The organism is Citrobacter sp. W9, assembly GCF_026719375.1.
Taxonomy (GTDB): Bacteria; Pseudomonadota; Gammaproteobacteria; order Enterobacterales; family Enterobacteriaceae; genus Citrobacter; species Citrobacter werkmanii.
Map to the genome: position 1 here is coordinate 160,375 of NZ_JAPPTE010000004.1, position 22,678 is coordinate 183,052.

Genomic DNA, 22,678 nt, shown 5'->3' on the forward strand with positions numbered 1-22,678 from the left:
AAAGAATTTTACTGTCACTGCGACTGCATCTTACCGCGACTTTTATCTTACAACTGTACAAAATAACAGTACAATCGTGCAATCCAGGCTATAATCATGCTTGGTTTTTTAATGGATACACAGCGTGGCGCAGGCAGGCTTTATTTTAACCCGGCACTGGCGGGACACCCCGCAGGGAACTGAGGTCTCATTCTGGCTGGCGACAGACGACGGGCCGCTGCTGGTCACGCTCGCGCCTCAGGAATCCGTCGCGTTTATACCTGGCAGTCAGGTTCCGCGCGTTACATCATTATTACGTACAGAGAACGGCTATCGCCTGACGCCGCTTCAGCTACAAGATTTCCACCGCCAGCCCGTTTCGGGTCTGTATTGCCGCTCCCACCGCCAGCTTATGCGGCTGGAAAAACTCCTGCGCGAAAACGACATCACCGTTTATGAGGCTGACGTACGCCCGCCAGAGCGATATCTGATGGAGCGCTTTATCACGTCCCCGATCTGGGTCGAAGGCGACAAACATAACGGCACGCTGATTAATGCCCGCCTGAAGCCAAACCCGGACTATCGACCGCCGCTAAAATGGGTATCGCTGGATATCGAAACCACGCGGCATGGTGAACTCTACTGCATCGGTCTGGAAGGCTGCGGGCAGCGTATTGTCTACATGCTCGGCCCGGCAAACGGCGATGCCTCGGCGCTGGATTTTGAACTTGAGTACGTGGCTAGCCGACCGCAGTTGCTGGAAAAGCTCAACGACTGGATTGCCCGTCACGATCCCGATGTCATCATTGGCTGGAACGTGGTGCAATTCGATTTACGCGTCCTGCAAAAGCATGCCGAACGTTATCGCATTCCCCTGCGATTTGGTCGTGATAATAGCGAACTGGAGTGGCGCGAGCATGGCTTCAAAAACGGCGTGTTCTTCGCGCAGGCCAAAGGTCGACTGATCATAGACGGCATTGAAGCGCTCAAATCCGCATTCTGGAATTTCTCGTCATTCTCGCTGGAAACGGTGTCGCAAGAATTGCTGGGCGAAGGAAAATCGATTGATAACCCGTGGGACCGAATGGACGAAATTGACCGTCGGTTTGCCCAGGATAAACCCGCGCTCGCCACCTACAATCTCAAAGACTGTGAGCTGGTCACGCGCATTTTTCATAAAACCGAGATCATGCCTTTTCTGCTGGAGCGCTCGACGGTCAACGGTCTGCCGGTCGACCGTCACGGTGGTTCGGTTGCCGCCTTCGGCCACCTTTACCTTCCGCGCATGCACCGGGCGGGTTACGTGGCGCCAAATCTGGGGGAAGTTCCCGCGCACGCCAGCCCCGGCGGCTATGTGATGGACTCGCGCCCGGGATTGTACGACTCCGTTCTGGTGCTGGATTACAAAAGCCTGTACCCCTCAATTATTCGTACATTTTTGATCGATCCGGTGGGGCTTATCGAAGGGATGGCGTACCCGGATCGGGAGCACAGCACCGAAGGTTTTCTTGACGCCTGGTTCTCACGCGAAAAACACTGCCTGCCGGAGATCGTTACTCAGATCTGGCACGGGCGTGAAGAAGCAAAACGCCACGGGAATAAACCGCTCTCGCAGGCGCTGAAAATTATCATGAATGCGTTTTACGGCGTACTGGGTACTACCGCCTGTCGCTTTTTCGACCCGAGACTGGCCTCATCAATCACGATGCGCGGCCATGCGATCATGCGCCAGACCAAAGCATTAATTGAGGCTCAGGGTTACGACGTCATCTATGGTGATACCGACTCGACCTTTGTCTGGCTTAAAAAGGCGCACTCAGAAGATGATGCCGCCCGGATTGGCCGAGAACTGGTATGCCATGTCAACTCGTGGTGGGCGCAATCGCTAAAGCAACAAAATCTGACCAGCGCTCTGGAGCTGGAGTTTGAAACCCACTTTTGTCGCTTTCTGATGCCGACTATTCGCGGAGCGGATACCGGTAGTAAAAAGCGTTACGCCGGGATGATTCTGGAAGGGGCTGAACAACGCATGGTGTTTAAGGGGCTGGAAACGGTTCGCACCGACTGGACACCGCTGGCGCAACAATTCCAGCAGGAGCTGTACCTGCGAATTTTTCGTAACGAGCCGTATCAGGAGTTTGTCCGCGAGACCATCGACCGTCTGATGGCAGGTGAACTGGATGCACAACTGGTGTACCGCAAACGCCTGCGCCGCCCGTTAAGTGAATACCAGCGTAATGTTCCGCCACACGTCCGCGCGGCACGACTGGCTGATGAACAGAATATAAAACGAGGTCGCGCGCCACAGTACCAAAACCGTGGCACCATTAAATATGTCTGGACAGTAAACGGCCCTGAACCTGTGGATTATCAGCAATCTGCTCTCGATTATGAGCACTATCTGACCCGTCAGATACAACCGGTTGCCGAGGGAATACTTCCCTTTATCGATGATAACTTTGCTACACTACTCACAGGGCAACTGGGGTTATTTTGACGCGTGACGAAACCGCCGCCATCCAGTACCATAGCGCCCTTTCCATTCCTGGACCCATTTAACACCACTACCACTGATTTATTAGCCTGGTAGCGGGGTCGTATGCTCTCAAAAACCGGGTTAGCCCGGAAAATGACGAGTATTGCCTGCAATTAAAGATATAGAGCCGAACATATATGCCTTTTACACTTGGTCAACGCTGGATCAGCGATACAGAAAGCGAACTGGGACTTGGTACTGTTGTCGCCATGGATGCGCGAACCGTCACTTTACTTTTCTCATCGACGGGCGAAAACCGTCTGTATGCGCGCAGTGATTCTCCCGTGACCCGCGTGATGTTCAATCCTGGCGATACGATAACGAGCCATGAAGGCTGGCAACTGCATGTCGATGAAGTAAAAGAAGAAAACGGCCTGCTTGCCTATATCGGAACCCGCCTTGATACCGAAGAAACCGGTGTAACGCTGCGTGAAGTGTTGCTCGACAGTAAACTGGTATTCAGCAAACCACAGGATCGCCTGTTTGCCGGTCAGATTGACCGTATGGACCGCTTTGCGCTGCGCTATCGCGCGCGTAAATTTCAGAGCGAACAGTACCGTATGCCATGGAGTGGTTTGCGCGGCCAACGTACCAGCCTGATCCCCCACCAGCTCAACATTGCTCATGATGTTGGTCGTCGTCACGCCCCGCGCGTTTTGCTGGCTGACGAAGTGGGTTTAGGTAAAACCATTGAGGCCGGGATGATCCTGCATCAGCAACTGCTTTCCGGCGCCGCTGAACGCGTACTGATCATCGTCCCGGAGACGCTACAGCACCAGTGGCTGGTCGAAATGCTGCGCCGTTTCAACCTGCGTTTTGCGCTGTTCGATGATGAGCGTTATGCAGAAGCGCAACACGACGCCTACAACCCGTTTGAAACCGAACAGTTAGTTATCTGTTCGCTGGACTTTGCCCGTCGCAGTAAACAGCGTCTGGAGCACCTGTGTGACGCCGAATGGGATCTGCTGATTGTCGATGAAGCCCATCACCTGGTGTGGAGCGAAGATGCGCCCAGCCGCGAATATATGGCCATTGAACAGTTGGCTGAACGCGTACCGGGTATCCTGCTGCTGACCGCTACGCCAGAACAACTGGGTATGGAAAGCCACTTTGCACGTCTGCGCCTGCTGGATCCAAGCCGTTTCCACGATTTCGCCCAGTTTGTTGAAGAGCAAAAAAATTACCGTCCGGTCGCTGATGCCGTCGCCATGCTACTGGCTGGCAATAAGCTGAGTAACGATGAGCTGAACATGTTAGGCGACATGATTGGCGAGCAGGATATTGAGCCATTATTGCAGGCAGCAAACAGCGACAGCGAAGACGCCCAGAGCGCGCGTCAGGAACTGGTTTCGATGCTGATGGACCGCCATGGCACCAGCCGTGTGCTGTTCCGTAACACCCGTAACGGTGTGAAAGGCTTCCCGAAACGCGAACTGCATACCATCAAATTACCGTTGCCGACCCAATACCAGACCGCGATAAAAGTCTCCGGCATTATGGGCGCGCGTAAGAGTGCGGAAGACCGGGCTCGCGACATGCTCTACCCGGAACAGATTTATCAGGAATTCGAAGGCGACACCGGCACCTGGTGGAACTTTGATCCGCGCGTGGAATGGCTGATGGGCTACCTGACCAGCCACCGTTCGCAAAAAGTGCTGGTTATCTGCGCGAAAGCGACCACCGCGCTGCAACTGGAGCAGGTCCTGCGCGAACGCGAAGGGATCCGCGCCGCCGTGTTCCATGAAGGAATGTCGATTATTGAACGTGACCGCGCGGCGGCCTGGTTTAGCGAAGAAGATAGCGGCGCCCAGGTGATGCTGTGTTCTGAAATCGGCTCAGAAGGGCGTAACTTCCAGTTCGCCAGCAACCTGGTGATGTTCGACCTGCCGTTCAACCCGGACCTGCTGGAACAGCGTATTGGTCGTCTGGATCGTATCGGCCAGGCTCATGATATTCAGATCCACGTACCGTTCCTGGAAAAAACCGCGCAATCCGTGCTGGTGCGCTGGTACCACGAAGGTCTGGATGCGTTCGAACACACTTGCCCAACCGGACGTACTATCTATGACACGGTATACAACAATCTGATCGGCTTCCTGGCTGAGCCGGAAAATACCGATGGCTTTGATGACCTGATCAAAACCTGCCGTGAGCAGCACGAGGCGCTGAAAGCCCAACTGGAGCAAGGCCGCGATCGCCTGCTGGAAATTCACTCCAATGGCGGTGAAAAAGCTCAGCAACTTACCGAAAGTATTGAAGAGCAGGATGACGACACCAGCCTGATCGCCTTTGCCATGAACCTGTTTGATATCGTCGGTATTAATCAGGATGACCGCGGCGACAATTTAATCGTGCTGACGCCGTCCGATCATATGCTGGTACCGGATTTCCCTGGCCTGCCGGAAGATGGCTGCACCATTACGTTTGAACGTGATGTCGCCCTGTCGCGTGAAGACGCGCAGTTTATTACCTGGGAGCATCCGCTGATCCGCAATGGTCTGGATCTGATCCTGTCCGGCGACACCGGAAGCAGTACTATTTCTTTATTGAAAAACAAAGCGTTACCGGTCGGCACTCTGCTGGTTGAACTGGTTTACGTTGTAGAGGCGCAAGCGCCGAAACAGCTGCAGTTGAACCGCTTCCTGCCGCCAACGCCGGTACGCATGCTGCTGGATAAAAACGGCAATAACCTTGCCGCGCAGGTTGAATTCGAAACCTTTAACCGTCAGCTCAGCGCCGTTAACCGCCACACCGGCAGCAAACTGGTCAACGCCGTGCAGCAGGATGTTCATGCCATCCTGCAGTTGGGTGAGGCGCAGGTGGAAAAATCCGCCCGTGCGCTGATCGACGCGGCGCGCAAAGAAGCGGATGAGAAGCTGACAGCAGAACTGTCGCGTCTGGAAGCCCTACGTGCCGTTAACCCGAACATCCGTGATGACGAACTGAGCGCCATTGAAAGCAACCGCCAGCAGGTGTTGGAAAGCCTGGAGCAGGCGGGCTGGCGTCTGGATGCCCTGCGTCTGATCGTCGTGACGCACCAGTAACGGAGCCATACATGGGGATGGAAAACTACAATCCGCCGCAGGAACCCTGGCTGGTTATCCTGTATCAGGATGAGCACATTATAGTGGTCAACAAGCCGAGCGGCTTATTGTCCGTGCCGGGTCGTCTGGATGAGCACAAAGACAGCGTGATGACGCGTATTCAACGCGACTACCCACAGGCTGAATCCGTACATCGTCTGGATATGGCAACCAGCGGCGTGATTGTAGTCGCGCTAACCAAAGCGGCAGAGCGTGAACTCAAACGCCAGTTTCGCGAGCGCGAACCGAAAAAGCAGTATGCCGCACGCGTATGGGGACATCCGGCGCCTGCCGAGGGACTGGTTGATTTACCGCTGATTTGCGACTGGCCGAACCGACCAAAGCAGAAAGTGTGTTATGAGACCGGGAAATCCGCGCAGACCGAGTATGAAGTGGTCGAGTTCGCGGCGGATAACACCGCCCGGGTGGTGCTCAAACCCATAACCGGACGCTCCCACCAGTTGCGTGTGCATATGCTGGCATTAGGGCATCCGATCCTCGGCGACCGCTTCTACGCTCCGCCAGAAGCCCTGGCGTTAGCGCCACGCCTGCTGCTGCACGCAGAGATGTTAACCATCACCCATCCCGCATACGGCAACAGCATGACGTTTAAAGTCCCAGCGGATTTTTAAAACGTTGCTGGGGACGCATTTCGTTTTTGCTTTGTGTCTTTATTTATAGACACAAATCATTCGAGATGCATCGAGGCGGCAAACGAAGAAATCCCCAGGAGCATAGATAACTATGTGACTGGGGTTTCACAGTGCAGCCAACAAAGAGGCAGCTTGAAGGATGCCGTGTATATTTACTTGAAGCCTTTCTGTTCTTTGATTAGCTCATACGCCTTCTGAATTTCCTGCGCCTTCTGCTTAGCCATCTCCATCATTTCTGGCGGCAGCCCTTTCGCCACCAGTTTGTCCGGATGGTGTTCGCTCATCAGTTTACGATAAGCACGCTTAATGGTGGTCGCATCGTCGGTTGTTTTAACACCGAGAACATTACAGGCGTCTTCCAGCGTCGGGCCTCGTTGCGCCTGCTGCCAGCCGCCACCGCCGGACTGCTGCTGATATCCGCCGCCGAACTGTGCCCCGCCCTGCATCATGCGCAGAAACTGATCAAACTGGGTGCGCGAAATCCCCAACTCTTCAGCAATCACATACAGCACTTCACGCTCGTTAGGGTGCAATGACCCGTCGGCAAATGCCGCCTGGATCTGAATCTCCAGAAACATGCGGATCAGATCGAATCGACCAAAACAGACGCTGCGAAACTGACGCATCTTTTCACGTAACGGGTAATTGTCTGATTTTCCCACCCGGAAGGCGTGTTGCGCGGCAGTACGGGAATCACCGTGCAAATTCATCCGATCCATCAACTGGCTGGCGATATGAATATCGGCTTCCGTGACGCGACCTTTGGATTTTGTCAGATGACCCATCACCTCAAAAGTGGTGGCAAAAAAAAGCGCCTGGCGTTCACGTTGGTTGGCAAACCACGCCATTTTGCGCATGCGGGCTTTGTCGAACATGTGGCCGACTAACAGGCCCAGAACCACACCCCAGAAGCCGCCGCCCATCATTAAAGCCACGGCTACACCAATTATCTTTCCCCAATACTGCATAGACTCCCCAAATCTTTGTGCTCTCAGCCAGGCTATGTCCCACAATATAAGCTGCTTTTACCGTTTTACGGCTGCGGTCAATTGTGGGACATCGCCTATAATTTGCATTATCATACCTGTCATTCAATGCCGTGCCTAACACCACGGATGCCTAAATGGGCAGGATTAACACTAGCGCAGTGAAGATGAGATAAGTTAGGCTGTGACCGTTTGTCACGCGCGACGCTACCGATGATGGAACAATAAATACAACGTATGAAAAAACGTATTCCCACTCTTCTGGCCACCATGATTGCCAGCGCCCTTTATAGCCAACAGGGCCTGGCAGCCGATCTCGCCTCACAGTGTATGCTGGGCGTGCCGAGCTATAACCGTCCTCTGGTGAAGGGCGAAACCAATGAATTACCCGTCACCATTAATGCCGACAACGCGAAAGGGAATTACCCGGATGACGCGGTGTTTACCGGCAACGTGGATATTGCGCAGGGTAATAGCCGCCTGCAGGCCGACGAAGTTCAGCTTCACCAGAAGCAAGCAGAAGGCCAGCCGGAGCCAGTACGAACCGTCGATGCGTTGGGTAATGTTCATTACGATGACAATCAGGTGATTCTGAAGGGACCGAAGGGCTGGTCTAATCTGAATACCAAAGATACCAACATCTGGGAGGGGGATTACCAGATGGTAGGTCGTCAGGGACGCGGGAAAGCCGATCTGATGAAACAGCGTGGGGAAAACCGTTATACCATTCTGGAAAACGGTAGCTTTACCTCCTGTCTGCCCGGTTCCGATACCTGGAGCGTCGTCGGTAGCGAAGTCATCCACGATCGTGAAGAACAGGTCGCGGAAATCTGGAACGCCCGGTTTAAACTGGGTCCGGTTCCGGTCTTTTACAGCCCCTATTTACAGTTGCCCGTCGGCGATAAGCGCCGTTCCGGTTTCCTGATCCCGAACGCAAAATACTCTACTAATAACTATTTTGAGTTCTATCTCCCGTACTACTGGAACATTGCGCCCAATATGGACGCCACCATCACGCCGCATTATATGCACCGTCGTGGCGGCATCATGTGGGAGAACGAATTCCGCTACCTCACCCAGGCGGGCGCAGGCCTGATGGAGTTCGACTATCTGAACTCCGATAAAGTGTACGAAGATGATAATCCGAAGGACAGCAACTCACGCCGCTGGCTGTTCTACTGGCAGCACTCTGGCGTCATGGACCAGGTGTGGCGTTTCAACGTCGACTACACCAAGGTCAGCGACACCAGTTACTTTAATGATTTTGATAACAAATACGGCTCCAGTACCGACGGCTACGCCACGCAGAAATTCAGCGTCGGCTATGCGGTACAGAACTTTGACGCCACGGTTTCGACCAAGCAGTTCCAGGTCTTCGATTCCGCAAACAGTAACAGTTACTCTGCGCAGCCGCAGTTAGACGTCAACTATTACCAGAATGACGTCGGTCCGTTTGATACCCGTATTTATGGCCAGGCGGTCCATTTCGTTAACACCAATGACAACATGCCAGAAGCAACGCGTGTTCACCTTGAACCGACCATCAACCTGCCGTTGTCGAATAACTGGGGCAGTATCAATACCGAAGCGAAACTGCTGGCTACGCACTATCAGCAGACCAATCTGGATTGGTACAACAGTAACCCGCAAAACACCAAGCTGGATGATTCCGCCAACCGCGTCATGCCGCAGTTTAAAGTTGACGGCAAGATGGTATTCGAGCGTGATATGCAAATGCTGGCGCCGGGATATACCCAGACGCTGGAGCCGCGCGCCCAGTACCTGTACGTTCCGTATCGCGACCAAAGCCATATCTATAACTATGACTCATCCCTGCTGCAATCTGACTACAGCGGCCTGTTCCGCGACCGTACTTATGGCGGTCTGGACCGTATTGCCTCCGCTAACCAGGTAACGACCGGGGTCACATCTCGCGTTTATGATGACGCGGCCGTTGAACGTTTTAATATTTCTGTGGGTCAAATCTACTATTTCACTGAGTCTCGCACTGGCGATGACAACATTAAATGGGAGAATGACGACAAAACGGGTTCGCTGGTCTGGGCGGGAGACACCTACTGGCGCATCTCCGATCGCTGGGGTTTGCGTAGTGGGATTCAGTACGACACGCGTCTGGATAGCATCGCCACCAGCAGCAGCAGTATCGAATACCGCCGCGACGAAAACCGTATGCTGCAGTTGAACTACCGTTATGCCAGTTCAGAGTATATCCAGGCAACCCTGCCTTCTTACTACTCGACGGCCGATCAGTATAAGAACGGGATTTCGCAGGTGGGCGCAGTGGCAAGCTTCCCGATCGCCGATCGCTGGTCGATTGTCGGTGCTTACTACTTCGATACCAACGTGAACAAAGAAGCAGACTCCATGCTGGGCTTACAGTACAACTCCTGCTGTTACGCCATTCGCTTCGGCTACGAACGTAAGCTGAACGGTTGGGATGACACCCAGAAACACGCAGTTTATGACAACACGATCGGCTTTAATATCGAACTCCGCGGCCTGAGCTCCAACTACGGTCTCGGCACCAACCAAATGTTGCGTTCGAACATTTTGCCGTATCAAAGCTCTTTGTGATCTGATTAATTTACACGTAATCCGCATTGCGGTTAATTGAAATGGAAAAAGTATGAAGAACTGGAAAACGCTGCTTCTCGGTATCGCCATGATCGCGAATACCAGTTTCGCTGCCCCACAGGTAGTCGATAAAGTCGCAGCCGTCGTCAATAACGGCGTCGTTCTGGAAAGCGACGTCGATGGCTTAATGCAGTCAGTAAAACTTAATGCGGGTCAAGCTGGTCAGCAGTTACCAGACGACGCCACGCTGCGTCATCAGATCCTGGAACGTTTGATCATGGATCAAATCATCCTGCAGATGGGTCAGAAGATGGGGGTGAAAATTTCTGACGAGCAGTTGGATCAGGCTATCGCCAACATCGCCAAGCAGAACAACATGACGCTGGATCAGATGCGCAGCCGTCTGGCACAGGATGGCTTGAGCTATTCGACCTATCGTAGCCAGATCCGCAAAGAGATGACCATCTCCGAAGTGCGTAACAACGAAGTTCGCCGTCGCGTCACCATTCTGCCGCAGGAAGTGGATGCCCTGGCGCAGCAGGTTGGCAACCAAAACGATGCCAGCACCGAGCTGAACCTGAGCCACATTCTGATCCCATTACCGGAAAACCCAACGTCAGAGCAGGTAAACGCGGCTGAAAGCCAGGCACGCTCTGTTGTTGATGAAGCGCGTAACGGTAGCGATTTCGGCAAACTGGCCATCACTTACTCCGCCGATCAGCAGGCGCTGAAAGGCGGCCAGATGGGTTGGGGACGTATTCAGGAACTGCCGGGCATCTTTGCTCAGGCGTTAAGCACCGCGAAGAAAGGCGATATCATCGGCCCTATTCGTTCAGGCGTGGGTTTCCACATCCTGAAAGTCAACGACATGCGTGGTCAAAGCCAGAGCATCTCCGTGACTGAAGTGCACGCCCGCCATATTCTGCTGAAGCCATCGCCGATCATGACCGATCAACAGGCGCGTCTGAAGCTGGAACAAATCGCGGCAGATATTAAGAGTGGTAAAACCACCTTCGCGGCAGCAGCAAAAGAGTTTTCTCAGGATCCCGGTTCTGCCAACCAGGGCGGCGATCTGGGCTGGGCTGCAGCGGATATTTTCGATCCTGCTTTCCGCGATGCGCTGACCAAACTTAACAAAGGCCAGATGAGCGCCCCGGTGCATTCCTCTTTCGGTTGGCATCTGATCGAACTGCTGGACACGCGTAATGTCGATAAAACTGACGCAGCGCAGAAAGACCGTGCCTACCGTATGCTGATGAACCGTAAATTCTCGGAAGAAGCAGCGACCTGGATGCAGGAACAGCGCGCCAGCGCATACGTTAAAATTCTGAGCAACTAATGACTCGTATTCAACGCGTTGTCATCACTCCCGGCGAACCCGCCGGGATTGGCCCAGACCTCGTGGTTCAGCTCGCACAGCGTGAGTGGCCCGTAGAACTCGTCGTCTGTGCGGATGCCGCTCTTCTCAGTGACCGGGCAGCGATGCTCGGTTTACCGCTTTCACTCCTCCCCTACTCTTCAGATACTCCAGCCAGACCGCAATCAGCAGGTACGTTGACGCTGTTACCGATTGCGCTACGAGCACCTGTAGTCGCAGGTCAGTTGGCGGTAGAAAATGGGCAATATGTCGTGGATACGCTGGCTCGCGCCTGTGATGGTTGTCTGCAAGGTGAATTCGCGGCGCTGATTACCGGTCCGGTCCACAAGGGCGTAATCAATGACGCTGGCGTGCCGTTTACCGGGCATACCGAGTTTTTTGAAGAGCGCTCACAGGCGAAGAAAGTGGTGATGATGCTGGCGACGGAGGAGCTGCGCGTGGCGCTGGCCACCACGCATTTGCCGCTCAGAGCCGTTGCCGACGCCATTACGCCCGCCCTGTTGCAGGAAGTGATCGGCATTCTGCATCATGATTTACGCACCAGGTTCGGCATTGCCGATCCGCATATTCTGGTGTGTGGTCTTAACCCGCATGCTGGTGAAGGCGGACATATGGGGACGGAAGAGATAGACACCATCATTCCCGTCCTCGATGCACTGCGTACGCAGGGGATGAAACTAAACGGCCCACTGCCAGCAGATACGCTGTTTCAGCCCAAATATCTCGACCATGCGGATGCCGTATTGGCAATGTACCACGATCAGGGCCTCCCCGTGCTAAAATACCAGGGATTTGGTCGCGGGGTGAATATCACGCTGGGCCTGCCCTTTATTCGCACATCTGTCGATCACGGCACCGCGCTTGAACTTGCGGGTCGTGGGCAAGCAGATGTCGGCAGTTTTATTACGGCGCTTAATCTCGCCATCAAAATGATTGTTAATACTAATGAATAATCGAGTCCATCAGGGCCACTTAGCCCGTAAACGTTTCGGGCAAAACTTCCTTAACGATCAGTTTGTGATCGAAAGTATTGTCTCTGCTATCAATCCGCAGAAGGGTCAGGCAATGGTCGAAATCGGCCCGGGCCTGGCAGCATTGACCGAGCCAGTAGGCGAACGTCTGGACAAGCTCACGGTCATTGAACTGGACCGGGACCTTGCCGCGCGCCTGCAAACTCACCCGTTTTTAGGGCCAAAGCTGACGATTTATCAGCAAGATGCCATGACGATGAACTTCGGCGAACTCGCACAAACGATGGGCCAGCCGCTGCGCGTTTTCGGCAACCTGCCGTACAACATCTCTACGCCACTGATGTTCCATCTTTTTACCTATACTGATGCCATTGCCGACATGCATTTCATGTTGCAAAAAGAGGTGGTCAATCGTCTGGTTGCAGGGCCAAACAGTAAAGCGTATGGTCGATTAAGCGTCATGGCGCAATATTATTGCAATGTGATCCCGGTACTCGAAGTACCGCCATCCGCATTCACGCCTGCGCCTAAAGTCGATTCCGCCGTTGTGCGTCTGGTTCCTCATGCGACGATGCCGTACCCGGTTAAAGATGTCCGCGTGCTGAGCCGTATTACCACCGAAGCGTTTAATCAGCGCCGTAAAACGGTACGTAACAGCCTCGGCAACCTGTTTAGCGTTGAGGTCCTGACCGAGCTGGGTATTGATCCGGCGATGCGAGCGGAAAATATCTCTGTCGCGCAATACTGCCGGATGGCTAACTATCTGTCAGAAAACGCGCCATCGAAGGAGAGTTAAAGATGATCAATTCGCCCCGAGTGTGCATTCAGGTACAAAGCGTCTACATTGAGGCGCAATCCTCACCTGATGATGAACGTTACGTTTTTGCTTATACCGTGACTATCCGCAATTTGGGGCGAGCGCCTGTGCAGCTGTTGGGGCGTTATTGGTTGATCACTAATGGTCATGGCCGCGAAACCGAAGTTCAGGGCGAAGGTGTGGTTGGCGTTCAGCCCCACATCGCACCTGGCGAAGAGTATCAGTACACCAGCGGAGCGGTAATTGAAACACCGCTGGGCACCATGCAGGGTCATTACGAAATGATCGATGAACAAGGCATCGCCTTTACCATCGACATTCCCGTGTTTCGGCTCGCCGTTCCAACACTCATTCACTAAAACAATAACTATGGCGACATACCTTATTGGCGACGTTCACGGTTGTTACGATGAACTGATCGCCTTGCTGCACCAGGTAGACTTCAACCCCGAACAAGACACCCTATGGCTCACTGGCGATCTGGTCGCGCGTGGGCCGGGCTCTCTGGACGTTTTACGCTACGTGAAATCGCTGGGCGATAGCGTGCGGTTAGTCCTTGGCAATCACGATTTGCACCTGCTGGCCGTATTTGCCGGTATCAGTCGTAACAAACCGAAAGACCGGCTCACACCGCTGCTCGAAGCACCGGACGCGGATGAGTTACTTAATTGGCTACGCCGCCAGCCGCTCTTGCAGATTGATGAAGAGAAGAAGCTGGTGATGGCGCATGCCGGTATTACCCCACAATGGGATCTGCAGACAGCGAGGAATTGCGCCCGCGATGTTGAAGCCGTATTGTCGAGCGACTCTTATCCCTTCTTCCTCGACGCCATGTATGGCGACATGCCAAACAACTGGACACCGGAACTCACGGGACTGGCGCGCCTGCGTTTTATTACCAACGCATTTACCCGCATGCGCTACTGCTTCCCCAACGGTCAGTTGGATATGTACAGCAAAGAGTCGCCAGAAGATGCGCCAGCCCCACTGAAGCCCTGGTTTGCCATTCCCGGACCTGTCAGTGAAGCCTATAGCATTGCTTTCGGGCACTGGGCATCGCTGGAGGGGAAAGGCACGCCTGAAGGTATCTACGCGCTGGATACGGGATGTTGCTGGGGGGGAGACCTCACCTGTCTGCGCTGGGAAGACAAACGGTACTTTGTACAGCCATCAAATCGCCATCTGAATCTGGATCCCGGCGAGGCGGTCAACGCCTGATAGTCGTTTGCCGGATGCGGTGCTCGCACCTTATCCGGCCTACATTAGCTGGATGATAAGGCGTTTCGCCGCCATCCGGCGCTTACGGTATTAACGACGTTCCAGAATCTCGAAGCAGTAGCTGTGGGAGTTTTGTGCGTCGGCATCGTGAAATTCGCTAAACACCGATTCCCAGTCGTCCAGTTCGTAGTCCGGGAAATGCGTATCCCCTTCAACTTCCGCATCAATGTGTGTCAGATACAGTTTTTGCGCTTTCGGCAGGAACTGCTCATACACGCGTCCACCGCCAATCACCATAATTTCAGGTTCATCGCCGCAGGCCGCTATTGCTTCATCAACAGACTTCACCCACTGCACGCGATCGTCGGTGCCTGGCTTGCTGCTGATGACAATATTTTTACGCCCTGGCAACGGTCGCCCAATGGATTCCCAGGTATGGCGTCCCATGACAACCGGCTTGTTTAAGGTATTACGTTTAAACCAGGCGAGATCGGCAGGTAGGTTCCATGGCATGGCGTTTTCCATACCGATGACGCGATCTACCGCTAACGCCGCAATCAGACTGATCATTGAATGTTTCCCGGATACAAAAAAATTGTCGCCACTATACGGAAAGCGCAATCTTTCGTCGACTGGCGGAAAGAGGATGAGCATGAAAATTTTCCGTTCTGCTGGCGAACCGACCTATTTAAGGTGGTACGCCAGCATTACAGTAGTTCAAAAACAGCCAATTAGCAGTAAAGTTTGCAGAACATCACATTTTTTACTCTATGCTGACGGTTTCACTTCCGGCTCATCGGCGACGTCGCCCGTATGTTTACCTTCATCCGTGCCTTGCCAGCCATGGCGTTGAATTAACGATAAGTGTTGGCGATCTTCCGCAATAATTTCACTCAGCATTGCGCTGGTGCGTTTATAAACCGCTGCGCGGGAAATCGCGTCATTTTCCCCTTTCACCATCTCCTCAACCATGAGCATATTGAAGCGGCGGAATACGTCGGCCCGCTCACGCGCTTCATAGCGACCAAGCCCAAGACCTTCCAGCGCCAGACGCCCGGTCTTCAGCGCGCCTTCAAAGGTTTCACGTTCCGGCATTTCCACCCCTGCCTGGCGCAGGCGAATGTAATGATCCACATCGCGCGCGCGGGCAATAATTTGCAGATGAGGGAAATGCTCCTTCACCATTTCGGTTAATTGCAGGCTGGTTTGCGGATCGTCAATGGCGTTAATAATGACTTCAGCTTTAGCCGCCCCTGCAGACTCCAGCAGATCCATCCGGGTCGCATCGCCATAGAAAACCTTCATGCCGAATTTTCGTAGCGTTTCGATATGGTCCGGGTCATGATCAAGAACCACCATTTTGACGCCGCTCGACAACAGCAAACGACCGGTAATCTGACCAAATCGCCCAAACCCGGCGATGATCACTCGCGGTTGTTCTTCGTCGATTTCATCCGCTTCCCGCTCTTCACCGGTCGCTGATTTTTCCAGTCGTGTCAAAATCACCAGTAAAATCGGCGTCGCCGCCATCGACAACGCGACAGCCAGGGTCAGCGATTTCGCCCAATCAGGATCAAGCACGTCTGCCATTTGCGCCGCGCCAAACACCACGAAGGCAAATTCACTCCCCTGCCCTAATAATACGGCAAACCAGCGACGTTGCTTATTCGGCACCTGCAACGGTTTCGCTATCAGCCACAGCATGACGGTTTTGATAACCAGGAAACCGACCAGTAGAATAACGATGCGTAATGGGTTATCTACCAGCGTGCCAAAATCGATAGACATCCCCACGCCGATGAAGAACAGTCCCAGCAACAGTCCTTTGAACGGTTCAATATCGCTTTCCAGCGCGTGGCGATACTCAGAACTGGCCAGCAGCACACCGGCCAGGAACGCCCCCATCGCCATCGACAGTCCGACCTCTTCCAACAGCAGACCGAAGCCAAAAACGAGGAATAGCGCGACGGCGCTAAACACTTCCCGCAGGCCTGAACGGGCAACAAAACGTAAGGCGGGACGCGTCACATAGCGACCTAACAGCACCACCAGCACCAGTGCCCCCGCCACCTTAAGCGCAGAGAGCGCAAATGCCCCAAGCGTTGTCGATGCGCCGCTCGCCGCGAGTAATGGGATCATCGCGACCAGTGGAATAGCGGCGATATCCTGGAACAGCAGCACGGCAAATGTGCTGCGTCCGAGTTGCGACACCATCAGGTTACGTTCATTCATCGCCTGCATAGCGATGGCCGTTGAGGAAAGCGCCAGCGTCATGCCGATCAGTTCCGCTACCTGCCAGCGCAGGCCGAGGAACATACAGAACAGACCGATCAGCCCCCCGCAAACCACCATTTGTAATGCACCACCGCCAAACACCGAGGCTCGCAGCTTCCACAAACGTTGCGGATCCAGTTCCAGGCCGATGACAAACAGCATCAATACCACGCCGATCTCGGCAAAATGGAGGATTGATTCGGCATCTGTCACCAGCCTCAAGCCCCAAGGACCGATGATGCACCCGGCGATGAGATAGCCCAGCACTGACCCTAAGCCCAGCCGTACGGCGATGGGGACAATCAGCGCCGCCGAACCGAGGTAAATCAGCGCCTGTATTAGCGTATGACTATCCATGATGCACCTCCTGCCACTCCAGCAGACGCTGCTTATAGTGGCGCGCCTGCGCCTGCAGCGTTTCATCATCACAAATAAACGTACAGTGCATCGCAAACGGCGGCAGCCATTTGAGGCCGCAATATAAAGCCGTTGCCTGTAGGGGCTGAGAAAGTACATCAAAGCCAGGATGGGAGCCGATATCAAAGTGGTTTTCACCGCCGCCGGTCGTCACAGCCCACAGCAGATGTTTACCGTGCAGCGCTGTTCCGCCATGGCCATAGGCCCAGCCGTGAGAGAGGACTTTATCCATCCACAATTTGAGTAACGGAGGCGTGCTATACCACTGCATAGGATGCTGCCAGATAATTAAATCAGCGCGTGCCAACGCATCCTGTTCAGCGGCAATATCGATATTGAAATCGGGGTAGAGCTGGTAGAGCGAGCGGATCTCCACGCCCTCCAGCGTCCTTGCCTGATCAAGCATCCGCTTATTCGCATGCGAATGCTGCGGATAGGGATGCGCATAAATGATGAGAATCATGATTAGCCTGTGTCACTGCATTATTGTAATAACAGTGAGTTTAGTCAGTTAATCCACAGGCTAACAGTCAATATTATTGAGTAGATAAATGGAAAAATCTGAGTTAGTTGTCCAGCTCACTCATATCTTTAACCTGGTCGCGGTTAATCTGCTCCGTCTTACCTGTTTGCGCATTTTTATATGACACCAGGCCAGTATCATCATCCACTTGCGGTTTGCCGTCGGTAACGATGGTTTTGCCGTCGGTGGTTTTCACCGCCTGGTTTGAGGAACAACCGGCGACGGTAAACAGTGCTGCTGCGGTAAAAATAGAGGTGATCAGGATATGTTTTTGCATGGTGTTCTCCCTGCTTTTCAGTCGTTTTCAGTGAAATATAGATTAACTGTAGGCTAACTGACTGAGTTACAGGGAAAATACAGAACACTCCTAATAGCCTGCCCTGGTCACGGGCTTACTGCGAATCGTCATCTGACTGGTTTGAGACAACGTCAGGCCGCGTGTTTCTGGTGCAAAAGCAATGGACACGAGCAGGCCAATCAGCGAAATCCCGGCCCCCATCAGCATGACATTACTGATGCCGTATTTGCTAATGAACACCGGTAGCGCCCAGGTGGAAACAATGGTCCCGATGCGGCTTAACGACATAATCACCCCGACGGCAGACGCGCGAATATCGGTAGGAAACAGTTCGTTGGGATATAGCCACTGCAGATTCCCCGGACCACCAGAGAAAAATGCGTATACGGCAAAGGCCAGCACCACCAGCCACGCCCCCATATCAGGAATTAACCCCAGTACGGCCAGCGCCAGCGTCATCATAATAAAGCTGCCAATCAACAGCGGTCGCCGCCCCGCGCTATTGAGCCAAAACATCGGCGGAATACACCCCAGCATAAAGCACAAGCTAATCACCACGTTGCCCAACGCGGCGCTTTTCCCGGCACCCAGTCCCAGTAGCCCAACAATCTGCGGGCCAAAGGTATAGATGGCGAACATCGGGATCACCTGACAGGTCCAGATGGCGGCAACAAACAGCACAAACGGGAAATGACGACGATTAAACAGCTGGAGAAAACGCGTCTCCTGCGGCGCTTCTTCGTCGAACACCACCGGTTCGCCGAACAGCTTGATCATCATCGCCTCGCACTCTTTCACCCGCCCCTTACGCAGCAGCCAGCGTGGCGATTCAGGCAGGTCGAAGCGTCCAATCAGGATCAAAATACAGGGGATCACCGCGCTACCTAGCATCCAGCGCCATCCACCCTCAACATCATACAAACAGTAACCGACCAGATCGGCACAGGTTGCGCCGACATACCACATAGCCGCGATAAAACCGATAGAGAAGGCACGCTGGCGGGTATTGGAAAATTCGGTAATCATCGAGGTGGCGATCGGGTAATCGGCGCCAATCACAATGCCGATCAACACACGCATCACCAGGAGTTCAACGGGCGAGGTAACAAACATGGTCGCTGCCGATATCACGCCAATGGCGATGATATCGATAATAAACATTTTTCGCCGCCCGACCTTATCGGAAATGTAGCCAAACAACGACGTACCAACAAACAGTCCGGCCAGCGTGCCCGCACCCAGCAAGCCAATCCACTGAGCATCCAGTTTCAATGCTGGCGTGAGTTGTTCCAGCGCCACGCCAATCATTACCAGCACATAACCATCCAGAAACGGCCCACCGCTTCCCCATAGCATTATCCTGCGGTGAATAGAGGTAAATTTGATGTCATCAAAGTTCCTGGGCTGCTGCATGGTGATGTCCTGTTTCAACACGGGCAAAGCGTCATCTGTAGGCCGGATAAGGCGTTTACGCCGCCATCCGGCATTGGCACCACATGATTGCCGGATGGCGATGCTACCGCATCTTATCCGGCCTACGGGTGCACAACCTCGTACTTATTAGCCGTAGCGGAACTCCACGCCAAACGTCCCGCGTGGGTATTCCCATTTTTCCAGCGCCGTATCAAGGCCGAGGATCCGGCACGTTCCACACTCCAGGCACCCGGCGTAATCAAAACGAACGCTACCGTCGTCCTGCTTTTTATACAGTCCCGCCGGACAGGCCTTAATCAGCACCTCCAGCGCCTGTTTATCAGGATCGGCTTTGAGAATGATGTGTGGGCTATCTTCATCCACATTGAACTTATTGACGCCCAGTTTGACGTCCACATTGACGGGAGATGTCATAATACGGTCACTCCTTTCAGGCCATCTTTCATCAGGTTGATGAAGCCCACTTTCTTCGCATGGCGCAGGATTTTTTTACGCATTGGCACCGGAGCGGAGCCATCCACGGTGAACAGGTCGCGCGCGATACTGACCGCCATTTCGGGATAAGCGGTAAACATGCGGGGATTATCAAGAAAAGCCGGCAGTTTCTGATACATGCGCATATCGCGCATCGGACCTTCGTCCAGATGCTGACGGTATTCACCCAGCGACTGCTTGCTAAAATCGTCGCGCTTCATCGCCGAAAGCACCGTCTTCGCCGCCGCTTCGCCTGCGGATATGGCGAGATCCATACCACGGATGGTAAAACCGAGGTTCATACACATGCCGGCAGCGTCTCCGGCAATCAGTACGCCATCGCCCACCAGTTCAGGCTGCATATTCATTCCCGCCTCGGGTACAACGTGCGCGGCATATTCCACCAGCTTGCCACCAGCGATCAGCGGAGCGACTGCCGGATGCTGTTTGAAATCTTCCAGCATTTGCGGGACCGATTTTTTCGCGTCTTTCAGATGATGAAGACCGCAGACCAGCCCCAAAGAAAGGGTTGTTTCATTCGTATACAGAAAGCCACCGCCCATCAGACCATCGGTTGGCGCCCCGGCAAACAGACAGGCGGCGCCTTCGTTGCCCTGTAGCTGGAAACGATCTTCAATCACCGACTTCGGCAATTCGATCAGTTCCTTCACGCCGACGGCAACATGCGATGCCTCAACACGCTTGGCCATCCCCAGCTTTTCAGCCAGCAGAGAATTCACCCCGTCGGCGAGGATCACGACTTTGGCTTCCAGAATATCGCCATCGGCTTCCACGCCCACGACTTTACCCTCGCGCTGAACGACGTTATCGACGCGAATACCGGTGATCAGTTGCGCCCCCGCCTCTTCGGCCTGCTCCATCAGCCAGGCGTCAAATTTACTGCGCAAGACGGAATAAGAAACCTGCGACGCGGCGGCCTCCTCACCATTGCAGTAGTCGATAGTCATCGCCCCGTTGTCGGTCATAAAGGCGAGTTTTTCGTGGGTAATCATGCGTTCAATGGGGGCCAGATCCGCAAAGCCGGGAATGATGCGTTCCAGGCTATGCGCATACAGACGCCCACCGGTGACATTCTTCGCGCCAGCAGAATTGCCGCGCTCGATAACCAGCACCTGTGCACCTTCGCGAGCAAGCACCAGCGCCGCAACCGAACCGGCCAGACCTGCACCCACGATGATGGCATCAAAGATATCTTCGGACATACGTACTCCTGTCAGCGGCAGGACACCTTCGCATCCTGCCCGAAATGATTTATCGCGCTAAGGCAGCCGTCAGCGCAGGCAGGATCTTCAGCGCATCGCCAACGATGCCAAAATCCGCATACTGGAAGATCGGCGCATTTTTATCTTTATTGATGGCGAAAATCGTCTGCGCGCCGTTGGCGCCGACCATGTGTTGGATCTGCCCGGAGATCCCCACCGCCAGATACAGTTCAGGCTTGAGCATCAGGTTGGAGATACCGACGTAGCGCTCGTGCTCCATCCACTTCTCGTTTTCCGCTACCGGGCGAGAACAGGCCAGCTCAGCGCCAATCGTCTGGCACAGCGCTTCGGCCAGCGAGATATTCTCTTTGCTGCCTATACCGCGTCCCACACTGACCACCAGACGCGCTTTATCGAGATCGACGCTGTTGCTCTGACGTGCCTGGGTTGCGGTGCGGGTCACAGCATTGGCCGGAGCCTGCCACTGCACGGTGTGCATCTCACCGCTGCGAGAAGTGTCCGGGTCTTGTGCGTCAAACGTTCCGCTGCTGAGCGTGATCACGGCAAACGGCGAAGCAATGGTTTCTGCCCCTATCGCCAGACCGCCGTAGACCATATGCTTAACCGCCGCTTTTCCATCCTGCAGGGCGACTTCGCTGGCGTCGTTGGAAACCGCAGCCGACAAGCGAAAGCCCAGCTTTGCCGCCAACAGTTTGCCCCGGCGCGTATTCGGCAGCAGTACCGCGCCGCCCTCGCTATGCTGACGAACAGTCTCAGCCATCACATCAGCGTAGTCTTCGATCATGCGGTCTTCTGGTTTGCCGCTGAGCAGCCAGACATGATCCGCGCCCAAATGACATGCTGTCGCGCTATCCGCTTCGTTCAGTACGAACGCGTTAACTTTTTCACCTACAGCCTGCGCGCCACTCATCAGTTCGGGCAGACGAGAAGGGGTATCGCTGAATACCCAGACACTGGAAAATTTGTTCATAACATCCCCTGATAATTAAATGATTTTGCGCAGATTCTCGACAAACGCGGCGATTTGTTCTTCACCGTCACCTTCAATCACCACACGCTGACGCTCGCGCTGCTTCGGTGCGGCAACCTGTTGTACGGAATACGCGGGTACGCTGTTCAGCCCGATATCCGCAGGCGACCAGACCTGAACCGGTTTTTTCGCCGCGCCAAGAATGGCTTTCATCGAAGGGATTTGTGGAGTGTTGATGTCGGTGGAAACCGCGATCACCGCCGGGAGCGGGATGCTCAGCGTTTCAACTTCATCTTCCAGTTCGCGTTCTACCGTCAGCGTACTGTCAGTAAGAGAGAGGATCTTACTCACGCCGTTAATCGCCGGAACGTTCAGCGCTTCGCCTACCAGCAAACCAACCTGCTGAGCATAAAGATCGGAAGAACCGTCGCCGCAAATAAGCAGATCGAAACCTGATTTTTGCGCCGCGGCGGCCAGCGCGGTAGCGGTGTGTTGCGGCAGCGCCTGCTCAAATTGATCGTCAATCACCACAATCAGTTCATCAGGGCCACGAGAAAGAACATCTTTGCGCCCTTTTGCATTAGTCAGCGCTTTGCCGCCAACGCTCATGGCGACAACCTGAGCGTCTCCCACCTGCTGTTTTAACTGGCAAGCAGCTTCAATTGCATTCAGATCATATTGGCTGATTTTGCCATCCGCTTTGCTGAAATCGAGTGAACCATCAGCATTATTAATCGCAATATCCTGTTCATCAGGTACGCATTTGTAGCAAGTAATTATCTTCATTGCATCTCCAGAAATCATGAAGGAAACGTATTTATATCGGCG

At 54.0% G+C, this 22,678-nt stretch carries 19 protein-coding genes; 9 read left to right on the forward strand and 10 right to left on the reverse strand.

Annotated features, from left to right (window positions below; genetic code table 11):
* Positions 1-124: 124 nt before the first annotated feature.
* From polB to rluA, 3 genes are all read left to right on the forward strand, one after another.
* The gene (gene polB, locus OOJ59_RS08805) at positions 125-2,476 is read left to right on the forward strand and encodes a DNA polymerase II (RefSeq protein ID WP_160955429.1); all 2,352 of its coding nucleotides are present in this window, start codon (positions 125-127) and stop codon (positions 2,474-2,476) included.
* A gap of 176 nt (positions 2,477-2,652) precedes the next feature.
* The gene (rapA, locus tag OOJ59_RS08810) at positions 2,653-5,559 is read left to right on the forward strand and encodes an RNA polymerase-associated protein RapA (RefSeq protein WP_038637132.1); all 2,907 of its coding nucleotides are present in this window, start codon (positions 2,653-2,655) and stop codon (positions 5,557-5,559) included.
* An 11-nt stretch (positions 5,560-5,570) separates the two neighbouring features.
* Positions 5,571-6,230, forward strand: a complete 660-nt coding sequence (gene rluA, locus OOJ59_RS08815; RefSeq protein ID WP_160955428.1) for a bifunctional tRNA pseudouridine(32) synthase/23S rRNA pseudouridine(746) synthase RluA — start codon at positions 5,571-5,573, stop codon at positions 6,228-6,230.
* A 173-nt stretch (positions 6,231-6,403) separates the two neighbouring features.
* On the opposite strand, the gene djlA is transcribed toward rluA, so the two are convergent.
* Positions 6,404-7,219: a co-chaperone DjlA gene (gene djlA / locus OOJ59_RS08820; RefSeq protein WP_003845702.1), complete on the reverse strand. Its 816-nt coding sequence runs from the start codon at positions 7,217-7,219 to the stop codon at positions 6,404-6,406.
* A 255-nt stretch (positions 7,220-7,474) separates the two neighbouring features.
* On the opposite strand from djlA, the gene lptD reads away from it, so the two are divergent.
* From lptD to apaH, 6 genes are read left to right on the forward strand one after another with little or no spacing between them, the layout of a single operon-like run.
* Positions 7,475-9,832 (forward strand): LPS assembly protein LptD, encoded by a 2,358-nt coding sequence (gene lptD / locus OOJ59_RS08825; protein ID WP_160955427.1) that lies wholly within the window; start codon positions 7,475-7,477, stop codon positions 9,830-9,832.
* A gap of 52 nt (positions 9,833-9,884) precedes the next feature.
* Complete coding sequence (gene surA, locus OOJ59_RS08830; RefSeq protein ID WP_038637121.1) at positions 9,885-11,171, forward strand: peptidylprolyl isomerase SurA; 1,287 nt, start codon at positions 9,885-9,887, stop codon at positions 11,169-11,171.
* On the forward strand, positions 11,171-12,163 hold the full coding sequence (gene pdxA, locus OOJ59_RS08835; RefSeq protein ID WP_110498758.1) for a 4-hydroxythreonine-4-phosphate dehydrogenase PdxA: 993 nt from the start codon (positions 11,171-11,173) through the stop codon (positions 12,161-12,163). Before surA ends, pdxA begins: the two co-directional genes overlap by 1 nt.
* Entirely contained in the window at positions 12,156-12,977 is an 822-nt protein-coding gene (gene rsmA, locus OOJ59_RS08840) for a 16S rRNA (adenine(1518)-N(6)/adenine(1519)-N(6))-dimethyltransferase RsmA (protein WP_005124503.1), read from the forward strand. The genes pdxA and rsmA overlap by 8 nt, the downstream gene beginning before the upstream one ends.
* A gap of 2 nt (positions 12,978-12,979) precedes the next feature.
* Positions 12,980-13,357 carry a Co2+/Mg2+ efflux protein ApaG gene (apaG, locus tag OOJ59_RS08845; RefSeq protein ID WP_038637116.1) on the forward strand — a complete coding sequence of 126 codons (378 nt, stop codon included), beginning with the start codon at positions 12,980-12,982 and terminating at the stop codon, positions 13,355-13,357.
* A gap of 10 nt (positions 13,358-13,367) precedes the next feature.
* Entirely contained in the window at positions 13,368-14,216 is an 849-nt protein-coding gene (gene apaH / locus OOJ59_RS08850; RefSeq protein ID WP_038637114.1) for a bis(5'-nucleosyl)-tetraphosphatase (symmetrical) ApaH, read from the forward strand.
* A gap of 90 nt (positions 14,217-14,306) precedes the next feature.
* Here apaH and folA read toward each other — a convergent pair whose 3' ends face one another.
* The 9 genes from folA to OOJ59_RS08895 all read right to left on the reverse strand — a co-directional run bounded on the left by folA (position 14,307) and on the right by OOJ59_RS08895 (position 22,636).
* The gene (gene folA / locus OOJ59_RS08855; protein ID WP_268063371.1) at positions 14,307-14,786 is read right to left on the reverse strand and encodes a type 3 dihydrofolate reductase; all 480 of its coding nucleotides are present in this window, start codon (positions 14,784-14,786) and stop codon (positions 14,307-14,309) included.
* Positions 14,787-14,984: 198 nt separating this feature from the next.
* Complete coding sequence (gene kefC, locus OOJ59_RS08860; protein WP_085048327.1) at positions 14,985-16,847, reverse strand: glutathione-regulated potassium-efflux system protein KefC; 1,863 nt, start codon at positions 16,845-16,847, stop codon at positions 14,985-14,987.
* The gene (gene kefF / locus OOJ59_RS08865) at positions 16,840-17,370 is read right to left on the reverse strand and encodes a glutathione-regulated potassium-efflux system oxidoreductase KefF (RefSeq protein ID WP_038637110.1); all 531 of its coding nucleotides are present in this window, start codon (positions 17,368-17,370) and stop codon (positions 16,840-16,842) included. Before kefF ends, kefC begins: the two co-directional genes overlap by 8 nt.
* A 103-nt stretch (positions 17,371-17,473) precedes the next feature.
* Entirely contained in the window at positions 17,474-17,707 is a 234-nt protein-coding gene (locus tag OOJ59_RS08870; protein WP_003018880.1) for a YgdI/YgdR family lipoprotein, read from the reverse strand.
* 90 nt (positions 17,708-17,797) lie between these two features.
* Complete coding sequence (locus OOJ59_RS08875) at positions 17,798-19,141, reverse strand: MFS transporter (protein WP_085048328.1); 1,344 nt, start codon at positions 19,139-19,141, stop codon at positions 17,798-17,800.
* 147 nt (positions 19,142-19,288) lie between these two features.
* On the reverse strand, positions 19,289-19,576 hold the full coding sequence (gene fixX / locus OOJ59_RS08880; protein WP_000203731.1) for a ferredoxin-like protein FixX: 288 nt from the start codon (positions 19,574-19,576) through the stop codon (positions 19,289-19,291).
* Positions 19,573-20,859 carry an FAD-dependent oxidoreductase gene (locus OOJ59_RS08885; RefSeq protein ID WP_087857647.1) on the reverse strand — a complete coding sequence of 429 codons (1,287 nt, stop codon included), beginning with the start codon at positions 20,857-20,859 and terminating at the stop codon, positions 19,573-19,575. The genes fixX and OOJ59_RS08885 overlap by 4 nt, the downstream gene beginning before the upstream one ends.
* A 49-nt stretch (positions 20,860-20,908) precedes the next feature.
* Complete coding sequence (locus OOJ59_RS08890; RefSeq protein WP_085048329.1) at positions 20,909-21,850, reverse strand: electron transfer flavoprotein subunit alpha/FixB family protein; 942 nt, start codon at positions 21,848-21,850, stop codon at positions 20,909-20,911.
* A 15-nt stretch (positions 21,851-21,865) separates the two neighbouring features.
* Entirely contained in the window at positions 21,866-22,636 is a 771-nt protein-coding gene (locus OOJ59_RS08895) for an electron transfer flavoprotein FixA (RefSeq protein ID WP_110498760.1), read from the reverse strand.
* Positions 22,637-22,678 lie beyond the last annotated feature (42 nt).

What these genes read in the sequence shown, in the direction of transcription:
- kefF (WP_038637110.1), bottom strand. Translation starts at nt 17,370, where the DNA reads ATGATTCTCATCATTTATGCGCATCCCTATCCGCAGCATTCGCATGCG.
- rluA (WP_160955428.1), top strand. Translation starts at nt 5,571, where the DNA reads ATGGGGATGGAAAACTACAATCCGCCGCAGGAACCCTGGCTGGTTATC.
- OOJ59_RS08895 (WP_110498760.1), bottom strand. Translation starts at nt 22,636, where the DNA reads ATGAAGATAATTACTTGCTACAAATGCGTACCTGATGAACAGGATATT.
- OOJ59_RS08890 (WP_085048329.1), bottom strand. Translation starts at nt 21,850, where the DNA reads ATGAACAAATTTTCCAGTGTCTGGGTATTCAGCGATACCCCTTCTCGT.
- apaG (WP_038637116.1), top strand. Translation starts at nt 12,980, where the DNA reads ATGATCAATTCGCCCCGAGTGTGCATTCAGGTACAAAGCGTCTACATT.
- fixX (WP_000203731.1), bottom strand. Translation starts at nt 19,576, where the DNA reads ATGACATCTCCCGTCAATGTGGACGTCAAACTGGGCGTCAATAAGTTC.
- OOJ59_RS08870 (WP_003018880.1), bottom strand. Translation starts at nt 17,707, where the DNA reads ATGCAAAAACATATCCTGATCACCTCTATTTTTACCGCAGCAGCACTG.
- apaH (WP_038637114.1), top strand. Translation starts at nt 13,368, where the DNA reads ATGGCGACATACCTTATTGGCGACGTTCACGGTTGTTACGATGAACTG.
- djlA (WP_003845702.1), bottom strand. Translation starts at nt 7,219, where the DNA reads ATGCAGTATTGGGGAAAGATAATTGGTGTAGCCGTGGCTTTAATGATG.
- rsmA (WP_005124503.1), top strand. Translation starts at nt 12,156, where the DNA reads ATGAATAATCGAGTCCATCAGGGCCACTTAGCCCGTAAACGTTTCGGG.
- OOJ59_RS08885 (WP_087857647.1), bottom strand. Translation starts at nt 20,859, where the DNA reads ATGTCCGAAGATATCTTTGATGCCATCATCGTGGGTGCAGGTCTGGCC.
- folA (WP_268063371.1), bottom strand. Translation starts at nt 14,786, where the DNA reads ATGATCAGTCTGATTGCGGCGTTAGCGGTAGATCGCGTCATCGGTATG.
- pdxA (WP_110498758.1), top strand. Translation starts at nt 11,171, where the DNA reads ATGACTCGTATTCAACGCGTTGTCATCACTCCCGGCGAACCCGCCGGG.
- rapA (WP_038637132.1), top strand. Translation starts at nt 2,653, where the DNA reads ATGCCTTTTACACTTGGTCAACGCTGGATCAGCGATACAGAAAGCGAA.
- surA (WP_038637121.1), top strand. Translation starts at nt 9,885, where the DNA reads ATGAAGAACTGGAAAACGCTGCTTCTCGGTATCGCCATGATCGCGAAT.
- lptD (WP_160955427.1), top strand. Translation starts at nt 7,475, where the DNA reads ATGAAAAAACGTATTCCCACTCTTCTGGCCACCATGATTGCCAGCGCC.
- kefC (WP_085048327.1), bottom strand. Translation starts at nt 16,847, where the DNA reads ATGGATAGTCATACGCTAATACAGGCGCTGATTTACCTCGGTTCGGCG.
- OOJ59_RS08875 (WP_085048328.1), bottom strand. Translation starts at nt 19,141, where the DNA reads ATGCAGCAGCCCAGGAACTTTGATGACATCAAATTTACCTCTATTCAC.